Genomic DNA, 22,090 nt, shown 5'->3' with positions numbered 1-22,090 from the left:
CCCCCCCTAAAAAACAATCTGATAACAGTTGCAATCACGGGTTCTGTGAGCCAAGAAACAGGCGGCGAATAAAAATGGGGGGAAATGCAGAAAATCAGAGGGGAAGCACAGATTTCCTGCACTTCCCCTTACCATAAATAGGTAGATCTACCGAGCTCAGGCCTGGAATGCCAGGGCTCGCCGTTCACACCAGCGAAACCCAATTGTTAACAATCCGTTCATGGTCAGATAGAGGCCACCGGCCACGGTGAACACCGCCAGAGTGTCATAAGTCTGGGCGTTGAGGCGCTGGGCCAGACCCATCACATCCATGATGGTGATGGTGCTGGCGAGCGAACTCCCCTTGAGCACCAGGATCACCTCGTTGGAATAGGCGGGTACCAGCCGCCGTGCGGCGTGGCGCACCTTCATCCACAGGGTCTGCCCGGCCGAGAAGCCGAGTGCACGGCACGCCTCCACCTCGCCGGAGGGGATGGCATCCAGCGCCCCCTTGAACAACCGGGTGGAGTAAGCCGCCGTGTTGAAGCCAAGGGCCAGCACGGCGCAGAACCAGGGCTGCTTGAGCAGCGGCCAGAGCGGCCCGGACTTGAGCCACTCGAACTGGCCTGGCCCGTAGTAGATGAGGAAGATCTGGATGAGCAGCGGCGTGCCGGTGAAGATCAGCACCCACAGCTGTACCAGCTGGGTCGCCACCGGAATCCGTCGTTCCAGCACCCAGGTCATGGCGGCGGCCAGCAGCACGCCGAGCAGCAAGCTCAGTGCCGTCAGTTGAAGGGTGATCGCCAGACCACCCAGCAGCGTCATAAGATAGTCCTGCATGATCAGCCTCCATAACGACGGGTGTAACGGGCCGCCAGTGTGAGATTGAGGCCAAACTCGCTCACCAAGTTCACCAACGAGGTCATGAGATAGTTCTTCATTGTCCTTAACCTCCGTAGCGACGGGTATAGCGGGCTGCCTGCTTGAGCCCGAACTCGCTCACCAGACTGATGGCCAGATAGATGAGGGCCGCGGCGGCATACCAGGTAAAGGGTTCATAGGTGCTGGCCGAGGCCATCTGGGCCTGACGCATCATCTCGTTCACCCCTATGAGGGAGACCAGCGCCGTGTCCTTGAGCAGCACCAGCCACTGGTTGCCGAGCCCCGGCAGGGCATGACGCCAGGCCTGGGGCAGCACGATGCGAAAGAAGATGTGTCCCTTGCCGAGACCGAGCGCCAGCGCCGCCAGCCTCTGCCCGGCGGGCACCGCATTGAGCGCGGCCCGCAGGGTCTGGGTGGCATAGCTGGCAAACAGCAGGGAGAGCGCCAGCACGCCGCAGGCGAACGGGCTGAACTCCACATACTCGCCAGTGATGAGGAACAGCACCTGGGTCGAGCCGAAGTAGATGAACAGCACCACCAGCAACTCGGGCAGGCCACGAATGAGCGTGGTGAGTGTGGCCACCGGCCACACCAGCGCGCGCTGCTTGCTCAGTTCGGCGGCGCTGAACGCCAGCGCCAGCACCATGCCCCCGACCAGTGATGCCAAGGCCAGCCCCAGGGTCATCCAGGCTGCATCCAACAACAGGCTCAACATGGCTTAGTGCGCGAAGTATTTGTCGAAGATTTTCTGATAGGTGCCGTTGGCCTTGATCTCGGCCAGCCCCTTGTTCAGCTGAGTCAGCAGCTCCTGATTGCCCTTGGCCACGGCGATGCCAAAGCCGGTACCGAAATACTTGGCGTCGGTCACAGGGGTGCCGATCACGGCATATTCCTTGTGCTGCTTGAGCCAGTCGGCGGCGACTGCGGTATCGGCAAACACGCCGTCGGTACGACCGTTCATCATGTCGAGGAAAGCACTCTGGTAACTGGCGTAGGGCACGGTCAGCAGGCCCTTGCTGATCCAGTTGTCCACCAGATAGGACTGGTGGGAGGTGCCGTTCTGCACGCCGACCGTCTTGTCCACCAGCTCTTCCGGCCCCTTGAAGGCCCCTTTCTTGGCCACGAACACGGCGGAGTTCTCGTAATAGATGTCGGAGAAGTCGACCTGGGCGGCCCGTTCCGGGGTCACGTCCATGGCCGCGATGGCGGCGTCATAGCGACGGAACTTGAGGCTGGGGATCAGGCTGTCGAAGGCCTGGTTGTGGAAGCTGCACTCCAGCTTGGCCTGGGTGCAGATGGCACGGGCCAGATCGATGTCGAAGCCCTGGAACTCGTTCTTGTCATCCAGGTATTCGAACGGAGCATAAGTGGCCTCGGTGGCGAACTTGATCTCCTTGGCCAGCACAGAGGTGCTCAACAGGCCCATGGCAGCAACCAGCAACAGACTCTTTTTCATGACAGCTTCCTTATCGATTTGAATATCAATGCATCAAGAACTCGGCAAACCGGCTGGTTTGCGGGGATGTGAAAACGGCGGCGGAGCCGGATTCGATGATCCGTCCCTTCTCCAGATAGATCACCTGACTGGCCACCTTGCGGGCGAACTCCACCTCGTGGGTCACCACCACCTGGGTGATGCCGGTCTGGCCCAGATTGCGGATGATCTCCGCCACCTCTTTGGTGATCTCGGGATCGAGGGCCGCCGTCGGCTCGTCAAACAGCAGCACCTGGGGATCCATCATCAGGGTACGGGCGATGGCCACCCGCTGCTGCTGGCCGCCGGAGAGCCGGGCAGGCCAGGCATCGCGCTTGTCCGCCAGTTGCAGCTGGGTCAGCAGGTAGGCGCCCTTCTCGATGGCCGCCGCCTTGCTCATGCCGAGCAGCTTGACGGGGGCCTCGATCAGGTTCTCCATCACGGTCAGATGTGGCCACAGATTGTACTGCTGGAACACCATGCCCACCTTGCGGCGCAGCGCCTGTGCCTGACGGTTGAATTCGGCGGCAGAGAGGCTGGACGGGAAAGAAAATTCACTTTCACCTATGCGCAATACACCGGCATCCGGGGTGTCCAGCAGGTTCATCATGCGCAGCAGCGAACTCTTGCCGGCACCGCTCGGGCCCAGCAGCACCAAGGTCTCACCGGGTGCAGTCCGAAAGCTGACATCTTGCAGTACCGGCACCTTGTGCCAGGATTTTTCGATACCGATTAATTCAATACCCATACAGCCCAATTGAATAAGTTTTCAAAATTTCGTCCCGATTTTAGCCCCAACATGGGTGGATGCAAGCTAATTTTGAATCAATATGCAGAACAAGCGCCGCTTCCTTGCAAAAATAGGCACATGAATGCAAAATGGGCACGCTGTTCATATCTGCCGCCTGAGCGTGACAGGCAGCCACACCTCCTCATTCGTGAGTCCAAGATGAAGCATAACGACAAGCAAGAAAAACTGGCCAAGGCCTTTAAAGCCTTGCTGAAAGAAGAACGATTTGGCTCCCAGGCAGAGATAGTGACTGCCCTGCAAGAGATGGGCTTCGAAAACATCAACCAGTCCAAGGTATCGCGCATGCTGAGCCGCTTCGGCGCCGTTCGCACCCGCAATGCCAAGATGGAGATGGTCTACTGCCTGCCGGTGGAACTGGGCGTGCCCACCACCTCCAGCCCGCTCAAGAACCTGGTACTGGACGTCGACCACAACGGCGCCCTGGTGGTGATCCACACCAGCCCGGGTGCGGCCCAGCTCATCGCCCGCCTGCTCGACTCCCTCGGCAAGGCCGAAGGGATCCTCGGCACCATAGCCGGTGATGACACCATCTTCATCACCCCGACCAGCGACACCGACATCGAAGAGCTCTACCTCTCCGCCCTCGAGCTGTTCGAACAGACCCCTTAATCAGGTTTGGCCGTCCCGCTCTGGTGACGCCCCCTGAACGAAAAATCCCGGCCAAGGCCGGGATTTTTGTTGGTTATCTCAACCGCGCTTATTTACCCTGCGACACCAGATAATCCTCGGACGGCGCAAAGAAGGCGGCACCGGTCACGGCGCTGGTGAAGCGCAGCAGCTGGTCGAAGTGACTGCCCTCCCCCTTGTACATGCTGGCCAGCATGGCGTTGAAGTGCTGCGGCGTGCGGCAGCAGGAGATGAAGTAGAGCCCCTGCTCTGTCATTGTGCCCCAGGGCATGCTCTGGCGCAGTATCTCCATGGACTCGCCTTTCGGGGTCTTGAGGTTGACCCGCTTGATGTGGGCGGTCAGCGGCTTGTCTGCCGACTCATACTCTATGTTGTCGGCCTTGGTGCGACCTATGATGTCTTCCTGCTCTTTCAGGGCCAGCCTCTCCCAGTCGCTCATGGCGTGCACCCAGCGCTGGACGTGGATATAGGAGCCACCGGCAAATTCGCCTCCCTCGAGCAGCGCCACTTCGGCCCTGTGCTCATCCTGCGGGTTTTCGGTACCGTCGACGAAGCCGGTCAGGTCCCGGCAATCCAGATTGCGGAAACCGCGCACCTCTTCCGCCAGCGCCACCAGCCCCGCCAGCAGGGCCATCACGCGCTGACCGGCGTGGTGCAGCACATCGACCCGATCGGCGCGCAGTTGCACGAAGAGATCAAACGGGGTATTCGGCGCCTTATGACCATTGGCTTCCTGAGCCATAAAACCACGGAACTGGGGCGGACGGGCGGCAGGGTAGAGACCATCCCAGGCATCGGCGCCGACGGCGACCAGACCGCTGAAACCGGCATCGGGGAAATCGGCGGCAACTGCTTCCCACAGGGCAGGCAAGCTGGCCAGACGGGCCACCAGTTCGGCGCCGTCACCGGTGCGATTGAACATCAGATAGAGGGCGTGCAGATTCGGCTCTGCACAGATCCCGGCTTGGGCTTTCATATATCTCTCCCCTGAACAGGCATTAGCTATGTTGGCGTTGCGTTGCGCGATTATAAACCAGAGTGAATCCAGTTCCTTGATTTCACAACGATATCAGGTCTGTCACGGCAATGGATCAAACAGCACCAGCACATGCGGGGCAAGGTTGACCCTGGCCCGCGTCCCGCCAAGCGGCTCGCCAATGCTGGCCTCGAGCCGCTGGCCGCCACACTCGAACAACACCCGGCAGTGATGGCCGAGGAACTGCTGCTCCAGCACCGCCAGCTCACCGCCGTCGACGGCCTCCAGCAACAGCTGCTGGGGTCTGAGCATCAATTGCAGCAACTCGCCCACGGCACGGCCGTGAGGCTCGGTGCCGCACACCACCCCCAGCGACGTCTGCACGCAGTGGCTGTCCACAACCTCGGCCGCCAGGTAGTTGACCCCGCCGAGAAACTCCGCCACGAAGCGGTTCTGCGGGCGACGATAGAGCTGCTCCGGCTGGCCCACCTGCTCGATGTGACCCGCCCGAAACAACGCCAGCCGGTCGGCGAAGGCGAACGCCTCCTCCTTGCTGTGGCTGACGAAGATGGCGCCTATTCCCTGCTGCTTGAGCAGGGCGCGGATCTCGAGAATAAGCTTCATCCGCACCTGGGTATCTATGTTGGAGAAAGGCTCGTCCAGCAGCATCAACTTCGGCTTGCACACCAGGGCGCGGGCGATGGCGACCCTCTGCTGCTGGCCGCCGGAGAGCTCATGCGGATAGCGCGCCCCCAGCCCCTGCAGATTGACCAGCGTCAGCGCCTCATCCACCTGCTGTTGGCGAGCGCAGCGATCGAGCCGGGTCAGGCCGAAGCCGACGTTGTCGGCCACCGTCAGGTGCGGAAAGAGGGCGTAATCCTGAAAGATCATGCCGATGTTGCGCGCCTCGGGGGGCACGCAGCCACCGGGCCCATCCAGCAGGGTATCGCCAAGGCGAATAGCGCCCCCGGCCAGCGGCAGCAGACCGGCGATGGCCTTGAGCAGCGTGGTCTTGCCGCAACCGCTCGCCCCCAGCAGGCAGACGATCTCGTTGTCAGCCACCGTCAGGGATAGCTGCTCCAGCACATTGCGGCCGTTATAACGGCAACTGACATTTTCAACCTGCAAGCAAGACACGGCTGGCTTCCTCATATTCTTTTGGTTCGGACCGACCTGCGGCCGGACAAGATTGCAGAGATTCATCTGCCCGTTCAGTGGCCCGGACTGTCCAGGCTGCGGTTGACCCAGATCAGCGGCAGCAAGCCCACCAGCACTATGACGATGGCGCCGAGCGCCCCCCGCTCCAGCATCTCGTCCGAGACGAATTGATAGACGTGGGTCGCCAGGGTATCGAAGTTGAAGGGCCGCAGCAGCAGGGCGGCGGGCAGCTCCTTCATGGATTCGATGAACACCAGCATGGCGCCGGCAAACAGGCCGCGCCGCACCAGCGGCAGATGAACCCGCCGCAGCATGCCGCCATCCCCCTGCCCCAGGGAGCGGGCCGCCATGTCGAGGCTGGGGGAGATCTTGCCCATGCTGCTCTCTACCGAGCCGATGGCGATGGCCACGAAGCGCACCAGGTAGCCGAACACGATGGCGGTGATGGTGCCGGTCAGCAGCAGGCCGGGGCCCTGGCGGCCGAGCCACTCGGCCAGATCGTTGATGGCAAAATCGAGGGCCGTCAGCGGCACCAGCACGCCGATGGCCAGCACAGTGCCCGGCATGGCGTACCCCATGGCAGAGATGCGCAGGGGCAACAGGCTCCTGACTCCGCCATCGAGGCGGCGGAAGAAGCCGAGCAGCAGGGCTATGCCCATGGCGAGCAGGGCGGTCAGCGTCGAGATGAGCAGACTGTTGCCGGCGAAGCGGACAAACTCCGGCGTCCAGGAGAGTTCGAAATAGCGCACCCCGTAGTCCAGCAGGATGACGAACGGCAGGCCGAAACCGGCCAGTACCAGTCCCCAGCACCAGAGACCGGCCAGCCAACGACTCATCCCCTTGAGCGGGTAGCGCAGCGGCGGCTCATGGCCCATGGATTTCTGGAACACCTGCTGCCGGCGACGGGAGCGACGCTCGACGGCGATCAGCAGCACCACCGCCAGCAGCATCAGGCAGGAGAGCTTGGCGGCGGTGGCCAGACTGCCGTAGCCGAGCCAGGTGTCGTAGACCGCCGTGGTCAGGGTGTTGATGGCAAAGAAGTGGACTGTGGCGAAGTCGGCCAGGGTCTCCATCGCCACCAGGGAGATGGCCACCATGATGGCAGGACGTGCCAGCGGCAGGCTGAGGCGACGAAAACTCTGCCAGGGGGTACAGCCGAGCAAGCGGCTGGAGTGGATCAGGCTGACCGACTGCTCCAGAAACGAGGCGCGGGCCAGCAGATAGACGTAGGGGAAGAGCACCAGCGCCAGCACCCAGGCGGCGCCGCCGAGGGATCGAATGGCCGGGAACCAGTAATCCGTCGGTCTGCTCCACTCAAACAGGGCTCGCAGTCCCGCCTGCAGCGGCCCCGAGTAGTCGAGCAGGTCGGTATAGACGTAGGCAACGATATAGGAGGGCATGGCCATGGGCAGCATCAGCGCCCACTGCAGGGCGCGGCGCCCCGGCACCTGGCACATGGCGACCAGCCAGGCGGTGGGCACCCCGAACAGCAGACTGAGCAGCACCACACCCGCCACCAGCCCCAGCGTATTGCCGAGGTAGTCGAGCAGCACTGTATCGGCGAGGTGGCGAAACAGGTCTTCCTCTGCCGAGAAGGCGGAGAAGATCAGGGCGAGCACCGGCAAACCCAGCAGCAGGGCGGTGGCCCAGCTGCCGACAATCCATCCACAATTTTTCATGAGACCACAGAAGTTGATGGGGCCCTTGGCCCCATCTGATTACAAGTCGAATTTCACTTCATCCAGCAGCTGCAAGGCGTCTTTGCGGTGCTTGGCATAATCGCTGACCGGCATGGGGTCAGACTTGAAACTGCCCCAGGACTTGACCATGGCGGACGGCTCCACCCCGGCCTTGACCGGATACTCGGCATTCACGTCCGCATACATGTGCTGGGCCGTGTCGCCAGCCAGAAACTCCATCAGCTTGCGGGCTTCATCCTTGTTCTTGGCGTACCTGGTCATGGCCACGCCGCTCACGTTGACGTGGGCACCGCGGTCGGCCTGGTTCGGGAAGTTGATGTAGACCGCATCGGCCCAGGACTTCTGCGCCGGATCTTTCAGCATGGCGCCCAGATAGTAGCTGTTGCCGAGCGACAGGTCACAGATGCCATCCTTGATCGCCTTGACCTGATCCCGGTCGTTGCCCTGCGGTTTGCGCGCCAGGTTGGCCTTGACCCCTTCCAGCCAGGTCTTGGCATCCGCCATGCCGTGATGGGCGATCATGGAGGAAACCAGCGCCACATTGTACTCGTGCTTGCCGCTGCGGGTACAAATTTTCCCTTTGAATTCAGGCTTCACCAGATCTTCATAGCTGATGGTGTCGAGCTTGCCGAGGCGATCCTTGCTCGAATAGATGGCGCGCACCCGGGTGGTCAGGGCAAACCACTTGTTGTCCGGATCGCGATAGATGGAAGGGATATTCTCCTGCAGTATCTTGCTGTCCACCGGCTGCACCAGATCCTTGTCCACCAGATCGGTCAACCGGCTGATGTCGACGGTCAGCATGAGATCGGCCGGGGAGAGCTTGCCTTCCCGCTCCAGACGCTCGTTCAACCCCTCTTTGGCGAACACCACGTTGACCTTGATACCCGATTCCTTCTCGAACTGCTGGATGATGGGCTTGATCAGCTCATCCTGCCGGTTGGAGTAGACGTTCACCTCCCCTGCCGCCAACGCTCCCTGAGCAGCCAGAGTCGAGAAAACCAGAGCCAGCATCTTCATTTTCATCATCCATTCCTTGAGTTGCTATATCGAGTGATAACCATTGCTGTTTGTATTTTGCATTGGCCGCGACAGCGGGATCAAGAAAACATCGAGTGCGGGATCACATATTTAAACGCCGTGCAAACAAAAGGGCCGGATAGAATCCTATCCAGCCCCACCATGGAGTCCATCCGCGACTTCACCTCGGCAATCTGCCCGATCCGGCCAAGCCGCAACAGAGTGCCCTTGCTCGAACCGGCATCAGGCGCGAGGGATCAGAGCGCCTCGTCGTCGCTCTCGCCGGTGCGAATGCGCACCGCCTGCAGCAGGTCGTAGACGAAGATCTTGCCGTCACCGATCTTGCCGGTGTAGGCCGCCTTGCAGATCGCCTCTATCACACCTTCGACGTTGTCATCGGCCGTCGCTATTTCCAGCTTCACCTTGGGTAAGAAGTCGACCTGGTACTCGGCTCCCCGGTATAATTCGGTGTGCCCCTTCTGGCGGCCAAACCCTTTGACCTCGGACACAGTCAGACCCTCGACCCCCAGGTTGGCGACGGCTTCGCGCACATCGTCCAACTTGAAGGGTTTGATAATCGCAGTAATCAGCTTCATCTGGTTGCTCCCAATCCATGGTATGTCATGAATTGGGAATCAATTCTTGTGCCAAGTATTTTTATTGTTTAATTTCAAAAGGATAGTGCTTGTGTCCGGGATAGATACCCCCCAACATCACCAAGGGAGCGCATCTCGCCCCATAATGAGGCACCAAGCTGAACCAGCCTCTCCTGATGCACCAAACAAGAGCACAGCAGTATGTTAGTCATCTCCAACAGCGTGACCCTGCCCTGGCATGAGCTGCAGTTTCAAGCCATGCGGGCTCAGGGTGCCGGCGGCCAGCACGTCAACAAGACCGACTCCGCCGTCTGGTTGCGCTTCGATTACCGCAGCTCCCCCAGCCTGCCGGATCTCTACAAGGAGGGACTCGACAAGCTGAGCGACAGCCGGGTACACGACGGCTTTATCCAGATCCGCGTCGAGACCCATCGCAGCCAGGACATGAACCGCAAGGAGGCCATGAGCCGCCTGGTGGAGCTGCTGAAGAAGGCCGCCTGGCGCCCCAAGGCCCGTCATGCCACCAAGCCGACCCGCAGCTCCCAGCGCAAGCGGGTCGACGCCAAGAAGCGCAAGGGCGACATCAAGTCGGCCCGCGGCAAACCCGTGCTGGAGTAATATCGCCAGCCTTACGACTTGCCCACGCCAAGGATGAGAGAAGATGAGATACAGTTTTTGCGACAGCGCCCACGGCCCCCTGCTCATCGCCATCGATAAGGATGGCCTGCGCCACGTGGAGTTCATGCAGGGTGAGCGCCCCATAATACCGACCCAGCAGTGGCGTCAGGATGATCTGGCGCTGGCGCCCTATGTCGAGCAGTTCGCCGCCTATTTCGCCGGCCGGCTGCAGCGCTTCGAGCTGCCGCTCGCCGCCAAAGGCACCCCGTTCCAGCAATCGGTATGGCGCGCCCTGTGCGACATTCCCTACGGCGAGACCGTCAGCTATCTCGAAATAGCCCAGTCCATCGGCAACCACAAGGCGGTGCGGGCGGTGGGCGCCGCCAATGGCCGCAACCCCCTCAGCATCATAGTGCCCTGCCACAGGGTAATAGGGCGCAGTGGCGAGCTGACCGGTTATGCCGGCGGCATACCCATCAAACGCTGGTTGCTGGCACTGGAGCAGCAGACTGCCGGTTCATTTGAATTGACTCCCTGATAACAGCGGCATCCCTGTAAAACACTGGCTGCCGGCTCCGGAACAACAGACTGCCGGTTCATTTGAATTGACTCCCTGATAACAGCGGCATCCCTGTAAAACTCTGGCTGTTGGCGCTGGAGCAGTAGACCACCGGTTTATTTGAATTGACTCCCTGACAACAGCGGCATCCCTGTAAAACACTGGCTGCTGGCACTGGAGCAGCAGACCGTCGGTTCATTTGAATTGACTCCCTGATAACAGCGGCATCCCTGTAAAACGTGGGCTTCAGCCACTGGATTGGCCCCGTTTCGCGTTTAGCAAAATGAACACAGTATGAAGAATCGCCTCAGAAGGGCTTCAGACAGGGTCAGGCATCATGGCTTCACACTTGGATGGCATGGCTCATCCCTCATTCAAGTGGCACCCATGTGACGCTTCCAATCTGTCTTTTTTCCCCGCGCCTCCTCTGAGGCGCTTTTTTTTGCCCGAACGCGGCCACAAAAAAGCCCGCCGAAGCGGGCTCTGACCGGAAGGTGCTAACTTCAGGGTCAATCAGAGTGCGAGGAAGAGCCCCGCCAGCGAGGCACTCATCAGGTTCGCCAGCACACCCGCCAGTATGGCGCGCATGCCGTAACGGGCGATGAAGGACTTGCGCTCCGGCACCATGGCACCCAGACCACCGATGAGGATCGCCATGGAAGAGATGTTGGCGAAACCGCACAGGGCGAAGGTGACTATGGCCTTGCTCGATTCGTTCAGGGTCTGATCCTGCACCAGGGCGATGAAGGCGACGAATTCATTGATGACTATCTTGGTCCCTATCAGGGCGCCAGCGGCCTGGGCCTGATCCCAGGGCACGCCGATCAGCCAGGAGACGGGGGCGAACAGCCAGCCCAGGATGATCTGGAAGCTCAGCTCCAGCCCCACCAGATCACCGGCCCAGCCCAGCAGGCCGTTGAGCATGGCGATCACCCCGACGAAGGCCAGCAGAGTCGCACCGACCGCGACCGCTATGTTGAGGCCAGCCATGGCACCGTCGGCCGCCGCTTCGATCACATTGGTCGCACGGGGGATCTCCACGTCCTGATGGTGATCCACCTCGCCGATTCCGGGCGGTACCAGGATCTTGGCCATCGCCAGACCGGCCGGGGCCGACATGAAGGCAGCCGCTATCAGGTATTTCAGCTCGACCCCGATGCTGGCGTAGCCCACCAGGGTACCGCCGGCCACGGAGGCGAGGCCGCAGCTCATCACCGCAAAGAACTGGGAGTCGGACATCTTGGAGAGATAGGGTTTGACCACCAGCGGCGCCTCCACCATGCCGACGAAGATGTTGGCGGTGGCGGAGAGGCTCTCGGCACGGCCGGTACCCAGCAGCTTCTGCAGGCCGCCGCCCAGTAGGGCTATGACCCGCGGCATCAGGCCTATGTGGTAGAGGATGGCGATCACCGCGGAGAAGAAGATGATGACCGGCAGCACGTTGAACGCAAAGATGAAGCCCAGCTTGAACTTGGCCAGATCGCCGAACAGGAAGGCGATCCCCTCCTGACCGTAACCGATCACACTGCTGACGCTCTCGCTGACCCCGTTCAGCACGTGCTGACCGGCAGGCAGCCAGAGCACCAGGCCGGCGAAGAGAACTTGCAAGCAGAGGGCAAGACCCACTGTTCGCAACGGGATACGACGACGATTATCAGAGCAGAGCACGGCCAGGGCCAGGATACTCAGTATGCCGAGCAGGGCTATCATAGGGATTCCATCAGGTGGGGCAAAAGATGGGCGCGGATTCTGCGCTCCATGCTCCGCCACTGCAAGTCCGCTTGGTTACAGCCCTGTTAGCAAAAACGTTTGCACGATACCGGTTGCGCCAACCCGCTGATTTGGTTCAATTTTGGTATCACGCGAAAGCCAGTGTTCTTATATGGAAACGATTATTCCTCTGTGCCGGACAATTTGCCGCCGAGCCAGGGGGCCAGCCGCTGTTCCCAATAGGGATTGGGACCGAAGCTCTCCTTGAGGAAATCGATGAACAGCCGGATCTTGGGATCCAGATGTTCGCGCCTGGCGTAGACGGCGTGCACCGCCATCTTCTGGTTCGGCCGCCACTGGGGCAGCAGGGGGATCAACTGGCCGGACTGCAACTCCTTGTCCAGCAAGTAGTTGGCGACATAGGCGATGCCGAGCCCGGCCAGGGCGGCATCGCGCACCGCCTCCGCCAGATCCACCCGGTAGTTGCCGGCCACCTGCACCGTCTGGCGCTCCTTGCCCTGGCGAAACGACCACTCGTGGTAGCGCCGCTCCCGACTCTGGTAGGTAATGCAGTTGTGCTGGGCCAGATCTTTGGGGTGCAGCGGGGTGCCGTGGCTCAGCAGATAGTCCGGCGAGGCCACCAGCACGAAGTGAATGTCCGCCAGCCGCTGCCCCACCAGCGCCTCTGGCTTGTCTTCATAGGTGGTGATCCAGAGATCCAGCCCCTCATCCACCAGGTTGGTTCTGTGATCGAACAGGGAGACTTCCAGCTCCAGCTCTGGGTAGCGATCCTGAAACGCCTTGAGGCGCGGGATCACGTGCAACCTGCCAAATGACTGACCGACCCCCAGATGCAGGATGCCGCTTACCTTGCCACGGCGCTCCGCGACCATGGAGTCCGCCTCCAGCGCCACCGCCACCAGGGCGCGGCAGTGACGGGCATACTCCTGGCCGAGTTCGGTCAGGGAGAAGCGGCGAGTGGTGCGCTGCACCAGCTGGGCACCGAGCTCGGTCTCGAGCTGGGCCAGCTGCTTGCTGATGTGGGACTTGGAGACGCCGAGCCGTCGCGCGGCCGCCGATATGCCCTGTTCACGGACCAGGGCATCGAAGATCACCATTTGGGGCAGACGTTGCAGCACGGGATTACCAGATAGGAAAGCGGGCCTCCATTATTCCAGAGCCGCCCGCAGCGGGGTAGGCCTAAAGACCGAGCGCCCGTTTGACCTCTTTTTGCAGGGGATCGTCGGCCGGATTCTGGTTCGCACCATAACTCGCGACCAGCTTGCCGTCGCGCCCGATCAGGTACTTGTGGAAGTTCCAGCCCGGCGCCTCGCCCGCCGCCGCGGCCAGCCCCTTGTAGAGCGGGCTGGCATCGTCACCGCGCACCGCCAGCCGGTTGAACATGGGGAAGGTCACCCCGTAGTCACGGCGACAGACGGCGGCTGTCTTGCCCTCATCCCCCGCCTCCTGCCAGAAGTCGTTGGACGGAAAGCCCAGCACTATCAATCCCTTGTCCTTGTAGGTCTGATAGAGCTGCTCCAGATCCCGAAACTGGCCGCGATAGCCGCAATAGGAGGCGGTATTGACCACCAGTACCACCTTGCCCTCGGTCAGCTGGCAGAGGTTGTGGCGCTGGGTGTTGTTGAGCTCTCGCATCTCCACATTGAAGTAGTCGGGACAGGCGGCAGATACGGCTCCCGCACCGAGCAGCAATAACAAAGTGAACCATTTCATCGGGCAACTCCTTTTGAACAGATGAGCGTCATACGCACAAACGGCGCAGTCGGTTCAACCCTGCCTCAGCGCAGCGGTATGCCGGTCAGCCAGCCATGGCCCCAGAAGATCAGCAGCGCCGTGACCGCGAGCCCGGCCCCCACGCTTATCCCTGTGCCAACCCAGTTCGCTGCGGGACGGGGATGGCGCTGCCAGTCACGCACCGAAATCCAGATGATGCTGATCAGCGCCCATAGACCTATGCCACCGAACAGCACCAGGGAGCGGGCCTCGCTGTTGACCGCCAGATGGGCGCCGGCCCAGATCAGGGTGCCGAGCAGCTGGGGATGCACCAGCCAGCGCCGCAGGTGATTGGGCCCTTGGCCGGAGAAGAACAGGATCAGCGCGATCGGCATGGCGGCCATCATCAGGGTCGGGCCCCAGGCGGGCAGCAAGTAGAGCGGCATGAGGCTGGCACTGCGCCAGCCGGCAAGAATGAAGCCGATGGCGACAAATACCAGCAGCGAGAAGAGCCCCTTGTAACGATTCTCCCCCAGCCGGTCGCGCAGGCGGTCCCTGTGGGCAGCGGCGAAGCAGGGGTAGAGGTGAATAAGGGTAAACAGCAGTACCCCCAGGGTCAGCAAGATCATGGGTTGCTCCTTGTACTATGGGGGATCACTATGCCGCAAAGTGCGCAACCGGAACACAGAAACCGCAGAAAAGTGGTGGGGATACAGCAGGATAATGAAAAAAGCCGATCGACAGATCGGCAAGGTGTTTCGGGCAGACCGGCAGAGGATGCCGGTCATCACCGCGACACGGGGCAGGGTTTGGCCGGTGCCTGGCACCAGCCAGAAGAGGGTCAGCGTCGCAGCATATAGAGCGCGGCCACGTTGCGGGCCGTGAGCTGCAGGTTGGTGGTGGCGGTGGCCAGCGCCTCCGGCAGCGACATGGCGCGGTTGACCACGGCGAACACCGCATCCAGTCCGTGCTCATGCACCACACCGTAATCGTCGGTGAGGCAGCCCGAAATACCTATCACCGGCTTGCCGAACTGCTTGGCACAGCGTGCGACACCGATTGGCGTCTTGCCGTAAATGGTCTGGCTGTCGATGCGCCCCTCTCCCGTGATGACGAGATCCGCATCGGCCACCGCCTCGGCCAGTTTCAACGCCGCTATGACGATCTGGATGCCGGGTTTCAGCTCGGCACCGAGCAGGCCCACCAGGGCCGCGCCCATGCCACCGGCGGCGCCGGCACCCGGGATCGCCTTCACCTGGCAACCGAGTGCGTGCTCGATGCAATCGGCGTAGTGGGAGAGGTTGGCATCCAGCTGGGCCACCATCTCTGCGTTGGCCCCCTTCTGCGGGCCAAATACGGCGGAGGCGCCTGTCGGGCCGCACAGCGGATTGTCCACGTCACAGGCCACCTCTATGGTGGTCCTGGCCAACCGGGAGTCCAGCCCACTCAGATCTATGGTGGCCAGCTCCGCCAGCCCGGCGCCGCCCGGCGCTATGGGGGTGCCATCGCTTTTGAGCAGTTTGCCGCCGAGCGCCTGTATCATGCCGGCACCGCCATCGTTGGTGGCGCTGCCGCCTATGCCGAGGATCAGGTGCTTCACCCCCATGTCGAGGGCCGCCAGGATCAGCTCACCTGTGCCGACGCTGGAGGTGTGCAGCGGATTGCGCAGCTCGGGGGGGACAAGGTGCAGGCCGGAGGCCGCCGCCATCTCGATGACGGCGCGTTCGCCATCCCCCAGCAGGCCGACGAAGCCCTGCACCTGGTTGCCGAGCGGCGCTGTCACATAAAACGGCAGTATGCTGCCACCCGTGGCATCCACCAGGGATTGCACAGTGCCCTCGCCGCCATCGGCCATGGGCAGCTTGATGTAGGTGGCATCTGGCAACACCTGCTTGAAACCCGCCTCGATGGCATCGGCCACCGCCATGGCGCTCAGGCTCTCCTTGAATGAATCCGGTGCGATAACAATTTTCATATCAATTCCTCAGGCGAGACCAAACACGCCAAACATCAGGGTGGAGACGGCTGCTATGGTCAGGCCGACGGCAGTTTCATAAGGGATGAGCTTGAGGCGCTCCCCCACGCCCATGTGGACGCTGCCACCGGTGGCATGGAAGAAGGAGCCGTGGGGCATGTGGTCAAACACGGTAGCACCGGCATGGATCATGGCGGCTCCCGCCAGGCTGCTGATGCCGAGCTCGATCAGGGTGGAGCTGAACACGTTGGAAGCCACTACAGTCCCGGCCGTGGTCGAGGCGGTCGCCAGCGACATCAGGGCGCCCGAGATGGGGGCCAGCAGGTAGGAGGGCAGACCTGAGGCGGTCAGGCCGCTGATCAGCACATCCTTCAGACCCGAGTTGGCTATGATGCCCGCCAGGGTACCTGTACCCAGCAACATGATGGCCACCGGCGCCATGCGGGCCAGGCCCGAGACCGCAAACTGGTTCACCTTGCTGAACTTGCCCATCATAAGGGCGCCGACCAGGCCGCCGAGGGGCAGGGCGATGAGTGGATCCACGACGATACCGGCCAGCGGACGCAGGGCCAGCAGCAGTATGGCGACCAAGGGGGCACTGATGGCGGCGGCAAAGCCGGGCAGCTTGCTGCCACTGAAGCTCACCACCTCGTCGGCGGCGACCTTGCTGCCCTTGTTGTTCAGCCGTTTGGCCAGCCAGTAGGCCATCACCAGCCCGAACAGGCCGGGAATGATACCCGCCGCCATGACGGAGGTGAGCGGCAGGTGGAAGGCATCGGCCGCGGCTATGGCGTTCGGGTTGGGGGACATGACGTTGCCCGCCTTGCCGCCACCTATCATGGCCAGCAGTATGGCCGCCTTGGAGAGGTCGGCACGGCGCGCTATGGCCAGCGCTATGGGGGCGACCGTGATGACGGCCACGTCCACGAAGACGCCGACCGCGGTCAGGATCAGGGTGGCCAGCGCCAGCGCCAGCAGGGCGCGGGTCTCGCCCAGCTTCTTGACTATGGTCTCGGCGATTGTGGTGGCCGCGCCCGATTCGATCAGCACGCCCGCCAGCACACCGGCCGCCAGGATCCGCATCACCGCCGTGGTGATCCCCTGGGCGCCACCTATCATCAGGGCGACCGTCTGGGTCAGATCGGCCCCGCCGATCAGGCCACCGGCCAGGGCGCCGACTATCATGCCGTAGGCAGGCGGCACCTTCTTCAGGATGAGGAAGATGGCGATGGAGAGCGCGGCGAGAGCGCCGAGCGCGGATACAGGGATCATGACGGGCACCTTTCAAATGAGTGAGTGGTGGCCATTATGGTGATCCGGGATCGGAATGCTTTGGCTGAAAAGCCAAATAAGGTCTCTTTAAAGAGATACTTCTTGTTCATTACAACAAATCAGCTATCGAGATTGAGCCCGAGGTAGAGCAGGAACTTGTCATCTAACTTGTTGAAATTCAACCCGGTTATCTGCTCGATCCGGGTCAGCCGGTAGCGCAGTGTATTGGGGTGGATGAACAGGGCTTCGGCACAGGGATGCAGATCACAATCCTGCAAGAAATATTGGCGTAGCGTCTTTTGCAGCGTTCCCTTTCTGTCCTCCTGCGCCAGCTTGAGCAAGGGGGCCCGCAGCTGATCCGCCTGCCAGGAGTCCGCCAGACTGCCGAGCAGCACAGGCAGCCGGTAATCCTCGAAGAAGTAGACCTGCTTGCGCGGCGCCTGCCGCATGCCCCGGCGCAAGGTATCCCGCGCCGTCTGGTAGGAGCGTGCCAGCCCGTCTATGCCGCCGAAGTAATCACCCACCCCGATCCGCACCTTGAAGTGGGGAATGCGGGCCAGCAACTGCTTGATGCGGCTGCGCTCCTGCTCCGATTGCCAGACGCCCTCGCTCAGTTGGGCCGGTTTGAGCACCACTATCTCGTCGAGGCCATTGATGGCCACCAGATTGTCCCGCTCCGGATTTTCCAGCAGATGCACCAGCTCCCGCAGGCGGGCCGGATCCGCCTCCTCCAACGCCAGCACGGCCACCACCCGAGGCTGGTCCAGATCCAGCTCGAGGAAACGGGCCGCCTGCTGCAGCTGATCGACCCGCCCCTCGCCGCGAATGAGCTGCAGCACCAGCTCCTCCTTGTGGCGCTTGTCCCACTGCAACTGCTCGGTGAGCGCCGCCTGCTCCAGAATGAGCTCGGCCGTCATGCGCACCAGCTCGGCGTAAGCACGAACGATGTCCGGATCGCCCGAGATGCCGATGACCCCGAGCAGTTCCCCCTGATAGGCGATGGGCAGGTTGATGCCGGGACGCACCCCCTTGAGCTGCCGGGCGGTCGCCTCGCTTATCTCCACCACCCGGTTCTCGGTCAGCGCCAGCACGGCCCCTTCGTGGCGCTGATGCAGGCGCTCGGGATTGCCGGAGGCGATGATCAAACCGTGTTCATCCATCACGTTGACCGAGAACGACAATATCTTCATCGCCCGACTGACAATCTGACGGGCCAGGGTATCGTTTAGCTGCATAACATCTCCGGACAACAAGCTGGCATGACGCCTGGGGGCCGACAATCGCACGGGCCGACGCGCAAAGATCCCACATCATCAAGACAAGCGCGGGGGGGATCGCTAGAATAGGCCACTTTACGCTATGTGTGCCCCACCATGGATCATGGATCTGGCGTTATGCCGCTGTGTGGCGTGGTGGCTTCATCCTTCCGATATGGACTCCGCTATGGACTATGAATTTCGCCGCGACCCGTTCGGTGGCTATCGCGCCCGGTTCTCCATGGGCCATGAGGCCATCGGTCAGTGGTTGATCGATGAAGTTGGCAAGGATGAGGAGAAGCTCGACGAGCTCTTCTCCATCATCGACCAGCTGTCCAATCGCACCCGCACTGAATACCTGCTGCACGGCGGTGACTATTCACTGCTGCTCACCCCTGAGGAGGCCGAAGTGAAGGCCAACGTCCTCAATATCGAACTGGATGAGGATCTCGACGATCTCGCCTACTACGATGATGAGCAGCTGGCCATGTGCGGACTGGAAGACTTTGCCCAGGTGCTCGGCTCCTGGCGCGCCTTTATCCGCAACGAGGATATGGGCTGAATACCCACATTTCGGGCGAGCATGCCCCTTGCAACCCAACAGGATTGACTATGTCTATTTACGATTTTGACGGCGAACAACCAGAACAGCCGGAAGACGAGCAGGACCAGACCAAACAGGCCGTGCCTGCCAAGAAGAAAGGCAAGCAGGTGATGAACACTCAGGTCAACCTGAGCCCGCGCGATGCCAGCCGTCTGAACGGCCTGCACGTCGAAGCCATCACCACTCTGGACGACGTCAGCCTGCCGAAGAACGTCATCTTCAAGGCCGGCCTCATCGCCCTGGGCGAGCTGGAAGCCACCAAGCGTGCCGACATCATAGCTCGCGTCATCGCCGAATCCGGTCGATAAATCCCGGGTGATTGCCGGGGCGGGCCGCGAAAACGCCCCATACCTGGCAATGCCGTATCAGAAAAGCCGGAGCCCAAGCTCCGGCTTTTTCATGGCTGCGCCCCGCCGCGGACTCGCCCTTGCAGGGATCCGACCAGCCTATTAAGCCTTGTGTCATGATGTGACGACTTGTTAAGGTGCGGGACTTTTATCGGCCTTGGAGACTCAATGTTACCTCTACCTGATTCGCTCATCTGGGGAGCACTGGCGCTGGCCGTCTTGCTCTGTCTGGCCCGGCAACGCCTGCCCGGCCTGATCCTGCTGGGGGTCGCCCTGCTGGCCGCCCTCTACCTCGACCATCTCAGCCCATTCGCCCTGCTGATCACGCTGGCGGGCCTGTTGCTGGCCTGGCGCACCCCCAGCCTGCCCCAGCCCTGGCGTGGCGCCGCCCTGACCCTGATGCTGCTGTGGGCCATAGCGTTGATGCTGCACCTCATCCCCGGCTTCAGCAATCTGAAGGTGCTGGATCAGGTGCAGGCCGGCCCCGCCAGCGTGCCCTTCAACATGTACCTCAATCTGGACAAGCCGCTGGTCTTCTTCGGCCTGCTGCTGGCCTGGCCCGCCTTGCTCGGCCAGGGCGGTGCGATCCGCTGGCGAGCGCTGGCCCTGCTGCTGTTGCCGCTGGCGGCCCTGCTGATCACCGCCTGGCAGCTGGGGGCGCTCAAGCCCGAAGCTGGCCTGCCCCACTGGTGGTGGCTGTTTGCCCTCAACAACCTGCTGTTCACCTGCGTGGCGGAAGAGGCGCTGTTTCGCGGCTTCATCCAGCAGGGGGTGGCCGCCCGCAGCCGGCTCTGGCTCGGCATCCTGGTGGCCAGCCTGCTGTTCGGCGCCGCCCACCTGGCCGGCGGCCCGCTGCTGATGCTGTTTGCCGCCCTGGCGGGCGCCTGCTACGGCCTGGCGTTCCAGTTCAGTGGTCGCCTGAGCGTCGCCATCGCGATCCACTTCCTGTTCAACTTCGCCCATCTGGCCCTGTTTACCTACCCCCTGGCCAGCCGCTGATCCCGGGCGCCCCGCCCGGGGCGCCCTTGTTTCCCCTCCTCTGCCCCCTGCCTGCGGCCTGTCCGTTCGATATAGACTTTCTATTTGTACTTTTTTGCCAGGCCCGCGTGTCGATTAATTGACCCAAGCCAAGTTAGCGTCATCTTTGCCCCATAAAATGGGCCGGTAACCATCACAAAAAATAAAAACAAAACTATCAGTTACTTGGCTCACTCAGGATGCTCACATGACAACAACCCAACGGGAGGGGGAGATACGCTTCCCCGACCATCTATCACTGATCTCAACCACGGATCCCGCCAGCCACATCACCTATGCCAACCAGCACTTCTGCGAGGTGGCCGGTTACAACGCCGACGAGATGGAGGGGGTCCCCCACAATCTGGTGCGTCACCCCGACATGCCCAAGGCCGCCTTTGCCGACATGTGGCAACGACTGCGAGAGGGCAAGAGCTGGATGGGACTGGTAAAGAACCGCGCCAAGAGCGGCAAGTTTTACTGGGTCAACGCCTACGTCACCCCCATTCTCAACGAACAGCGGCAGATCATAGAGTACCAGTCGGTGCGTACCCGCCCGAGCGAGCAGGACATCGCCTGGGCTGAGCAGCTCTACGCCCGCATCCGGGCGGGCAAGGCGCTGCCCTGGCTCAGCCGGCTCACCCTGGAGCCGGGCCAGCTCACCCTGCTCCTCTCCGGCACGGCCCTGCTCGCCCTGCTGGCGGCCCTCGCCACCGGCAACCCCCTGTGGGGAGCACCCGGCGCGGCGGCGCTGCTGGCCCAGATGATCCACGGCGGGCGGCTGCAACAGCGGCTCAACCGGCTGGCCGTCACGGCCGGCGAGGAGATGGGCACCCCGCTCTGTCAGGTGCTCTACACCAAACGGCGGGATACCCTGGCTGCTCTCGAGCTGGCCCTGCGCATGAAGCGGGCCGAGCTCAAGGCGGTGGTGGGGCGCAGCGCCGACACCAACCAGCAGATACTGCAGGCCGCCGAGGATGACAGGGGCAATATCCAGACCATAGACATCCATCTGCAACAGCAGCGGGCCCAGAGCGAGCAGCTGGCCGCCGCCATCACACAACTGAGCCACTCCATTCGCGACGTGGCGAGCAACGCCCATCAGGCCAATGCCCTGGTGGGCGAGGTGCAGCAGGTGTCGGCCGAGGGGCTGCAGGCGCTGACGACCACCCAGGCATCGGTCAACCAGCTCCATCAGGAGCTTGACGCCAACCATAGGGTACTGGCGCAGCTGACCGGCGACAGCCAGAAGATCAGCGGGATCCTGGCGGTGATCAGCCAGATCGCCGATCAGACCAACCTGCTCTCCCTCAATGCGGCCATCGAGGCGGCGCGGGCCGGTGAGCAGGGGCGCGGCTTTGCTGTGGTGGCCGACGAGATACGGGCGCTGGCCCAGAAGACCCGCAGCTCCACCGGCGAGATCAACGAGATGATCCAGGCGCTGCAGCAGACCACCCGCCAGCTGGCCGATGGCATGACCCAGGGGGCCCAGACCTCGGAGCGCTGCCAGCAGCATGTGAGCACCACAGCCGAGGTGCTCAATCAGATCAACCGCATGCTGGCTCAGGTCACCCACACCAGCGACGAGATAGCCCAGGCCGTCAGCCAGCAGGCGGATGTCACCAGCACCCTGGATCATGGCATCCACCAGATCCACCAGCTGGCCAGCCACACAGCCGACAACAGCAGACAGGCCCTGGACGGCATCACGCTGCTGGTGGAGCGGCTGCACGCCCTCTCCCGCCTGATCAACCAGTTCCGCCACTGACCCGTCA

General features: G+C 62.1%; 23 protein-coding genes. 7 read left to right on the top strand and 16 right to left on the bottom strand.

What is annotated here, in order from left to right; translation table 11 throughout:
• Nucleotides 1-156 precede the first annotated feature (156 nt).
• The 4 genes from artM to AACQ95_RS15165 all read right to left on the bottom strand — a co-directional run bounded on the left by artM (nucleotide 157) and on the right by AACQ95_RS15165 (nucleotide 3,083).
• Nucleotides 157-819 carry an arginine ABC transporter permease ArtM gene (artM, locus tag AACQ95_RS15180; RefSeq protein WP_043140611.1) on the bottom strand — a complete coding sequence of 221 codons (663 nt, stop codon included), beginning with the start codon at nucleotides 817-819 and terminating at the stop codon, nucleotides 157-159.
• Between the two features lie 106 nt (nucleotides 820-925).
• Nucleotides 926-1,576 (bottom strand): arginine ABC transporter permease ArtQ, encoded by a 651-nt coding sequence (gene artQ, locus AACQ95_RS15175; RefSeq protein ID WP_043140609.1) that lies wholly within the window; start codon nucleotides 1,574-1,576, stop codon nucleotides 926-928.
• Nucleotides 1,577-1,579: 3 nt separating this feature from the next.
• A complete protein-coding gene (locus AACQ95_RS15170) occupies nucleotides 1,580-2,317 on the bottom strand; it encodes a transporter substrate-binding domain-containing protein (protein WP_043140605.1) in 738 nt (245 codons plus the stop codon).
• 25 nt (nucleotides 2,318-2,342) lie between these two features.
• Nucleotides 2,343-3,083, bottom strand: coding sequence for an ATP-binding cassette domain-containing protein (locus AACQ95_RS15165; protein ID WP_241278943.1), 741 nt, complete (start codon nucleotides 3,081-3,083; stop codon nucleotides 2,343-2,345).
• 201 nt (nucleotides 3,084-3,284) lie between these two features.
• Here AACQ95_RS15165 and argR point away from each other — a divergent pair, with 201 nt between their 5' ends.
• Nucleotides 3,285-3,755, top strand: a complete 471-nt coding sequence (gene argR / locus AACQ95_RS15160; RefSeq protein ID WP_005308670.1) for a transcriptional regulator ArgR — start codon at nucleotides 3,285-3,287, stop codon at nucleotides 3,753-3,755.
• An 88-nt stretch (nucleotides 3,756-3,843) separates the two neighbouring features.
• On the opposite strand, the gene AACQ95_RS15155 is transcribed toward argR, so the two are convergent.
• The 5 genes from AACQ95_RS15155 to glnK form a co-directional block, all read right to left on the bottom strand.
• Nucleotides 3,844-4,749 carry a Dyp-type peroxidase gene (locus AACQ95_RS15155; protein ID WP_241278942.1) on the bottom strand — a complete coding sequence of 302 codons (906 nt, stop codon included), beginning with the start codon at nucleotides 4,747-4,749 and terminating at the stop codon, nucleotides 3,844-3,846.
• A gap of 102 nt (nucleotides 4,750-4,851) precedes the next feature.
• Entirely contained in the window at nucleotides 4,852-5,886 is a 1,035-nt protein-coding gene (locus tag AACQ95_RS15150) for an ABC transporter ATP-binding protein (protein WP_241278941.1), read from the bottom strand.
• A gap of 74 nt (nucleotides 5,887-5,960) precedes the next feature.
• Entirely contained in the window at nucleotides 5,961-7,586 is a 1,626-nt protein-coding gene (locus tag AACQ95_RS15145) for an ABC transporter permease (protein ID WP_241278940.1), read from the bottom strand.
• 39 nt (nucleotides 7,587-7,625) lie between these two features.
• Complete coding sequence (locus AACQ95_RS15140) at nucleotides 7,626-8,633, bottom strand: Fe(3+) ABC transporter substrate-binding protein (RefSeq protein ID WP_241278939.1); 1,008 nt, start codon at nucleotides 8,631-8,633, stop codon at nucleotides 7,626-7,628.
• 251 nt (nucleotides 8,634-8,884) lie between these two features.
• Nucleotides 8,885-9,223 (bottom strand): P-II family nitrogen regulator, encoded by a 339-nt coding sequence (gene glnK, locus AACQ95_RS15135; protein WP_042869091.1) that lies wholly within the window; start codon nucleotides 9,221-9,223, stop codon nucleotides 8,885-8,887.
• A gap of 201 nt (nucleotides 9,224-9,424) precedes the next feature.
• Between glnK and arfB the strand changes: the two genes are divergently transcribed.
• Both arfB and AACQ95_RS15125 read left to right on the top strand, forming a co-directional pair.
• Nucleotides 9,425-9,841 (top strand): alternative ribosome rescue aminoacyl-tRNA hydrolase ArfB, encoded by a 417-nt coding sequence (arfB, locus tag AACQ95_RS15130; protein ID WP_042038790.1) that lies wholly within the window; start codon nucleotides 9,425-9,427, stop codon nucleotides 9,839-9,841.
• A 43-nt stretch (nucleotides 9,842-9,884) separates the two neighbouring features.
• Nucleotides 9,885-10,379, top strand: a complete 495-nt coding sequence (locus AACQ95_RS15125) for a methylated-DNA--[protein]-cysteine S-methyltransferase (protein WP_241278938.1) — start codon at nucleotides 9,885-9,887, stop codon at nucleotides 10,377-10,379.
• 534 nt (nucleotides 10,380-10,913) lie between these two features.
• Here AACQ95_RS15125 and AACQ95_RS15120 read toward each other — a convergent pair.
• From AACQ95_RS15120 to AACQ95_RS15090, 7 genes are all read right to left on the bottom strand, one after another.
• Nucleotides 10,914-12,110 carry a NupC/NupG family nucleoside CNT transporter gene (locus AACQ95_RS15120; RefSeq protein ID WP_042869087.1) on the bottom strand — a complete coding sequence of 399 codons (1,197 nt, stop codon included), beginning with the start codon at nucleotides 12,108-12,110 and terminating at the stop codon, nucleotides 10,914-10,916.
• 182 nt (nucleotides 12,111-12,292) lie between these two features.
• Nucleotides 12,293-13,228, bottom strand: coding sequence for a LysR family transcriptional regulator (locus tag AACQ95_RS15115; protein ID WP_181003630.1), 936 nt, complete (start codon nucleotides 13,226-13,228; stop codon nucleotides 12,293-12,295).
• A gap of 82 nt (nucleotides 13,229-13,310) precedes the next feature.
• A complete protein-coding gene (locus AACQ95_RS15110; RefSeq protein ID WP_098980798.1) occupies nucleotides 13,311-13,844 on the bottom strand; it encodes a glutathione peroxidase in 534 nt (177 codons plus the stop codon).
• A gap of 65 nt (nucleotides 13,845-13,909) precedes the next feature.
• The gene (locus tag AACQ95_RS15105; RefSeq protein WP_241278937.1) at nucleotides 13,910-14,473 is read right to left on the bottom strand and encodes an NnrU family protein; all 564 of its coding nucleotides are present in this window, start codon (nucleotides 14,471-14,473) and stop codon (nucleotides 13,910-13,912) included.
• Nucleotides 14,474-14,685: 212 nt separating this feature from the next.
• Complete coding sequence (locus AACQ95_RS15100; protein ID WP_241278936.1) at nucleotides 14,686-15,819, bottom strand: glycerate kinase; 1,134 nt, start codon at nucleotides 15,817-15,819, stop codon at nucleotides 14,686-14,688.
• Between the two features lie 9 nt (nucleotides 15,820-15,828).
• Nucleotides 15,829-17,091, bottom strand: coding sequence for a GntP family permease (locus AACQ95_RS15095; protein ID WP_043557498.1), 1,263 nt, complete (start codon nucleotides 17,089-17,091; stop codon nucleotides 15,829-15,831).
• Nucleotides 17,092-17,210: 119 nt separating this feature from the next.
• Nucleotides 17,211-18,326 carry a sugar diacid recognition domain-containing protein gene (locus AACQ95_RS15090; RefSeq protein ID WP_241278935.1) on the bottom strand — a complete coding sequence of 372 codons (1,116 nt, stop codon included), beginning with the start codon at nucleotides 18,324-18,326 and terminating at the stop codon, nucleotides 17,211-17,213.
• Between the two features lie 208 nt (nucleotides 18,327-18,534).
• Here AACQ95_RS15090 and AACQ95_RS15085 point away from each other — a divergent pair, with 208 nt between their 5' ends.
• The 4 genes from AACQ95_RS15085 to AACQ95_RS15070 all read left to right on the top strand — a co-directional run bounded on the left by AACQ95_RS15085 (nucleotide 18,535) and on the right by AACQ95_RS15070 (nucleotide 22,083).
• On the top strand, nucleotides 18,535-18,909 hold the full coding sequence (locus tag AACQ95_RS15085; RefSeq protein ID WP_043140571.1) for a YacL family protein: 375 nt from the start codon (nucleotides 18,535-18,537) through the stop codon (nucleotides 18,907-18,909).
• A gap of 50 nt (nucleotides 18,910-18,959) precedes the next feature.
• Nucleotides 18,960-19,259: a hypothetical protein gene (locus AACQ95_RS15080; protein ID WP_005313598.1), complete on the top strand. Its 300-nt coding sequence runs from the start codon at nucleotides 18,960-18,962 to the stop codon at nucleotides 19,257-19,259.
• Between the two features lie 207 nt (nucleotides 19,260-19,466).
• The gene (locus AACQ95_RS15075; RefSeq protein WP_241278934.1) at nucleotides 19,467-20,297 is read left to right on the top strand and encodes a CPBP family intramembrane glutamic endopeptidase; all 831 of its coding nucleotides are present in this window, start codon (nucleotides 19,467-19,469) and stop codon (nucleotides 20,295-20,297) included.
• 226 nt (nucleotides 20,298-20,523) lie between these two features.
• On the top strand, nucleotides 20,524-22,083 hold the full coding sequence (locus AACQ95_RS15070; protein WP_241278933.1) for a methyl-accepting chemotaxis protein: 1,560 nt from the start codon (nucleotides 20,524-20,526) through the stop codon (nucleotides 22,081-22,083).
• Nucleotides 22,084-22,090: the final 7 nt, after the last annotated feature.

Origin of the sequence: Aeromonas sp. MR19, from assembly GCF_963899305.1 — a bacterium.
GTDB classification, from domain to species: domain Bacteria; phylum Pseudomonadota; class Gammaproteobacteria; order Enterobacterales; family Aeromonadaceae; genus Aeromonas; species Aeromonas bestiarum.
Note: the sequence above shows the minus strand (reverse complement) of the source record. Positions and strands in the feature narration are given on the sequence as shown.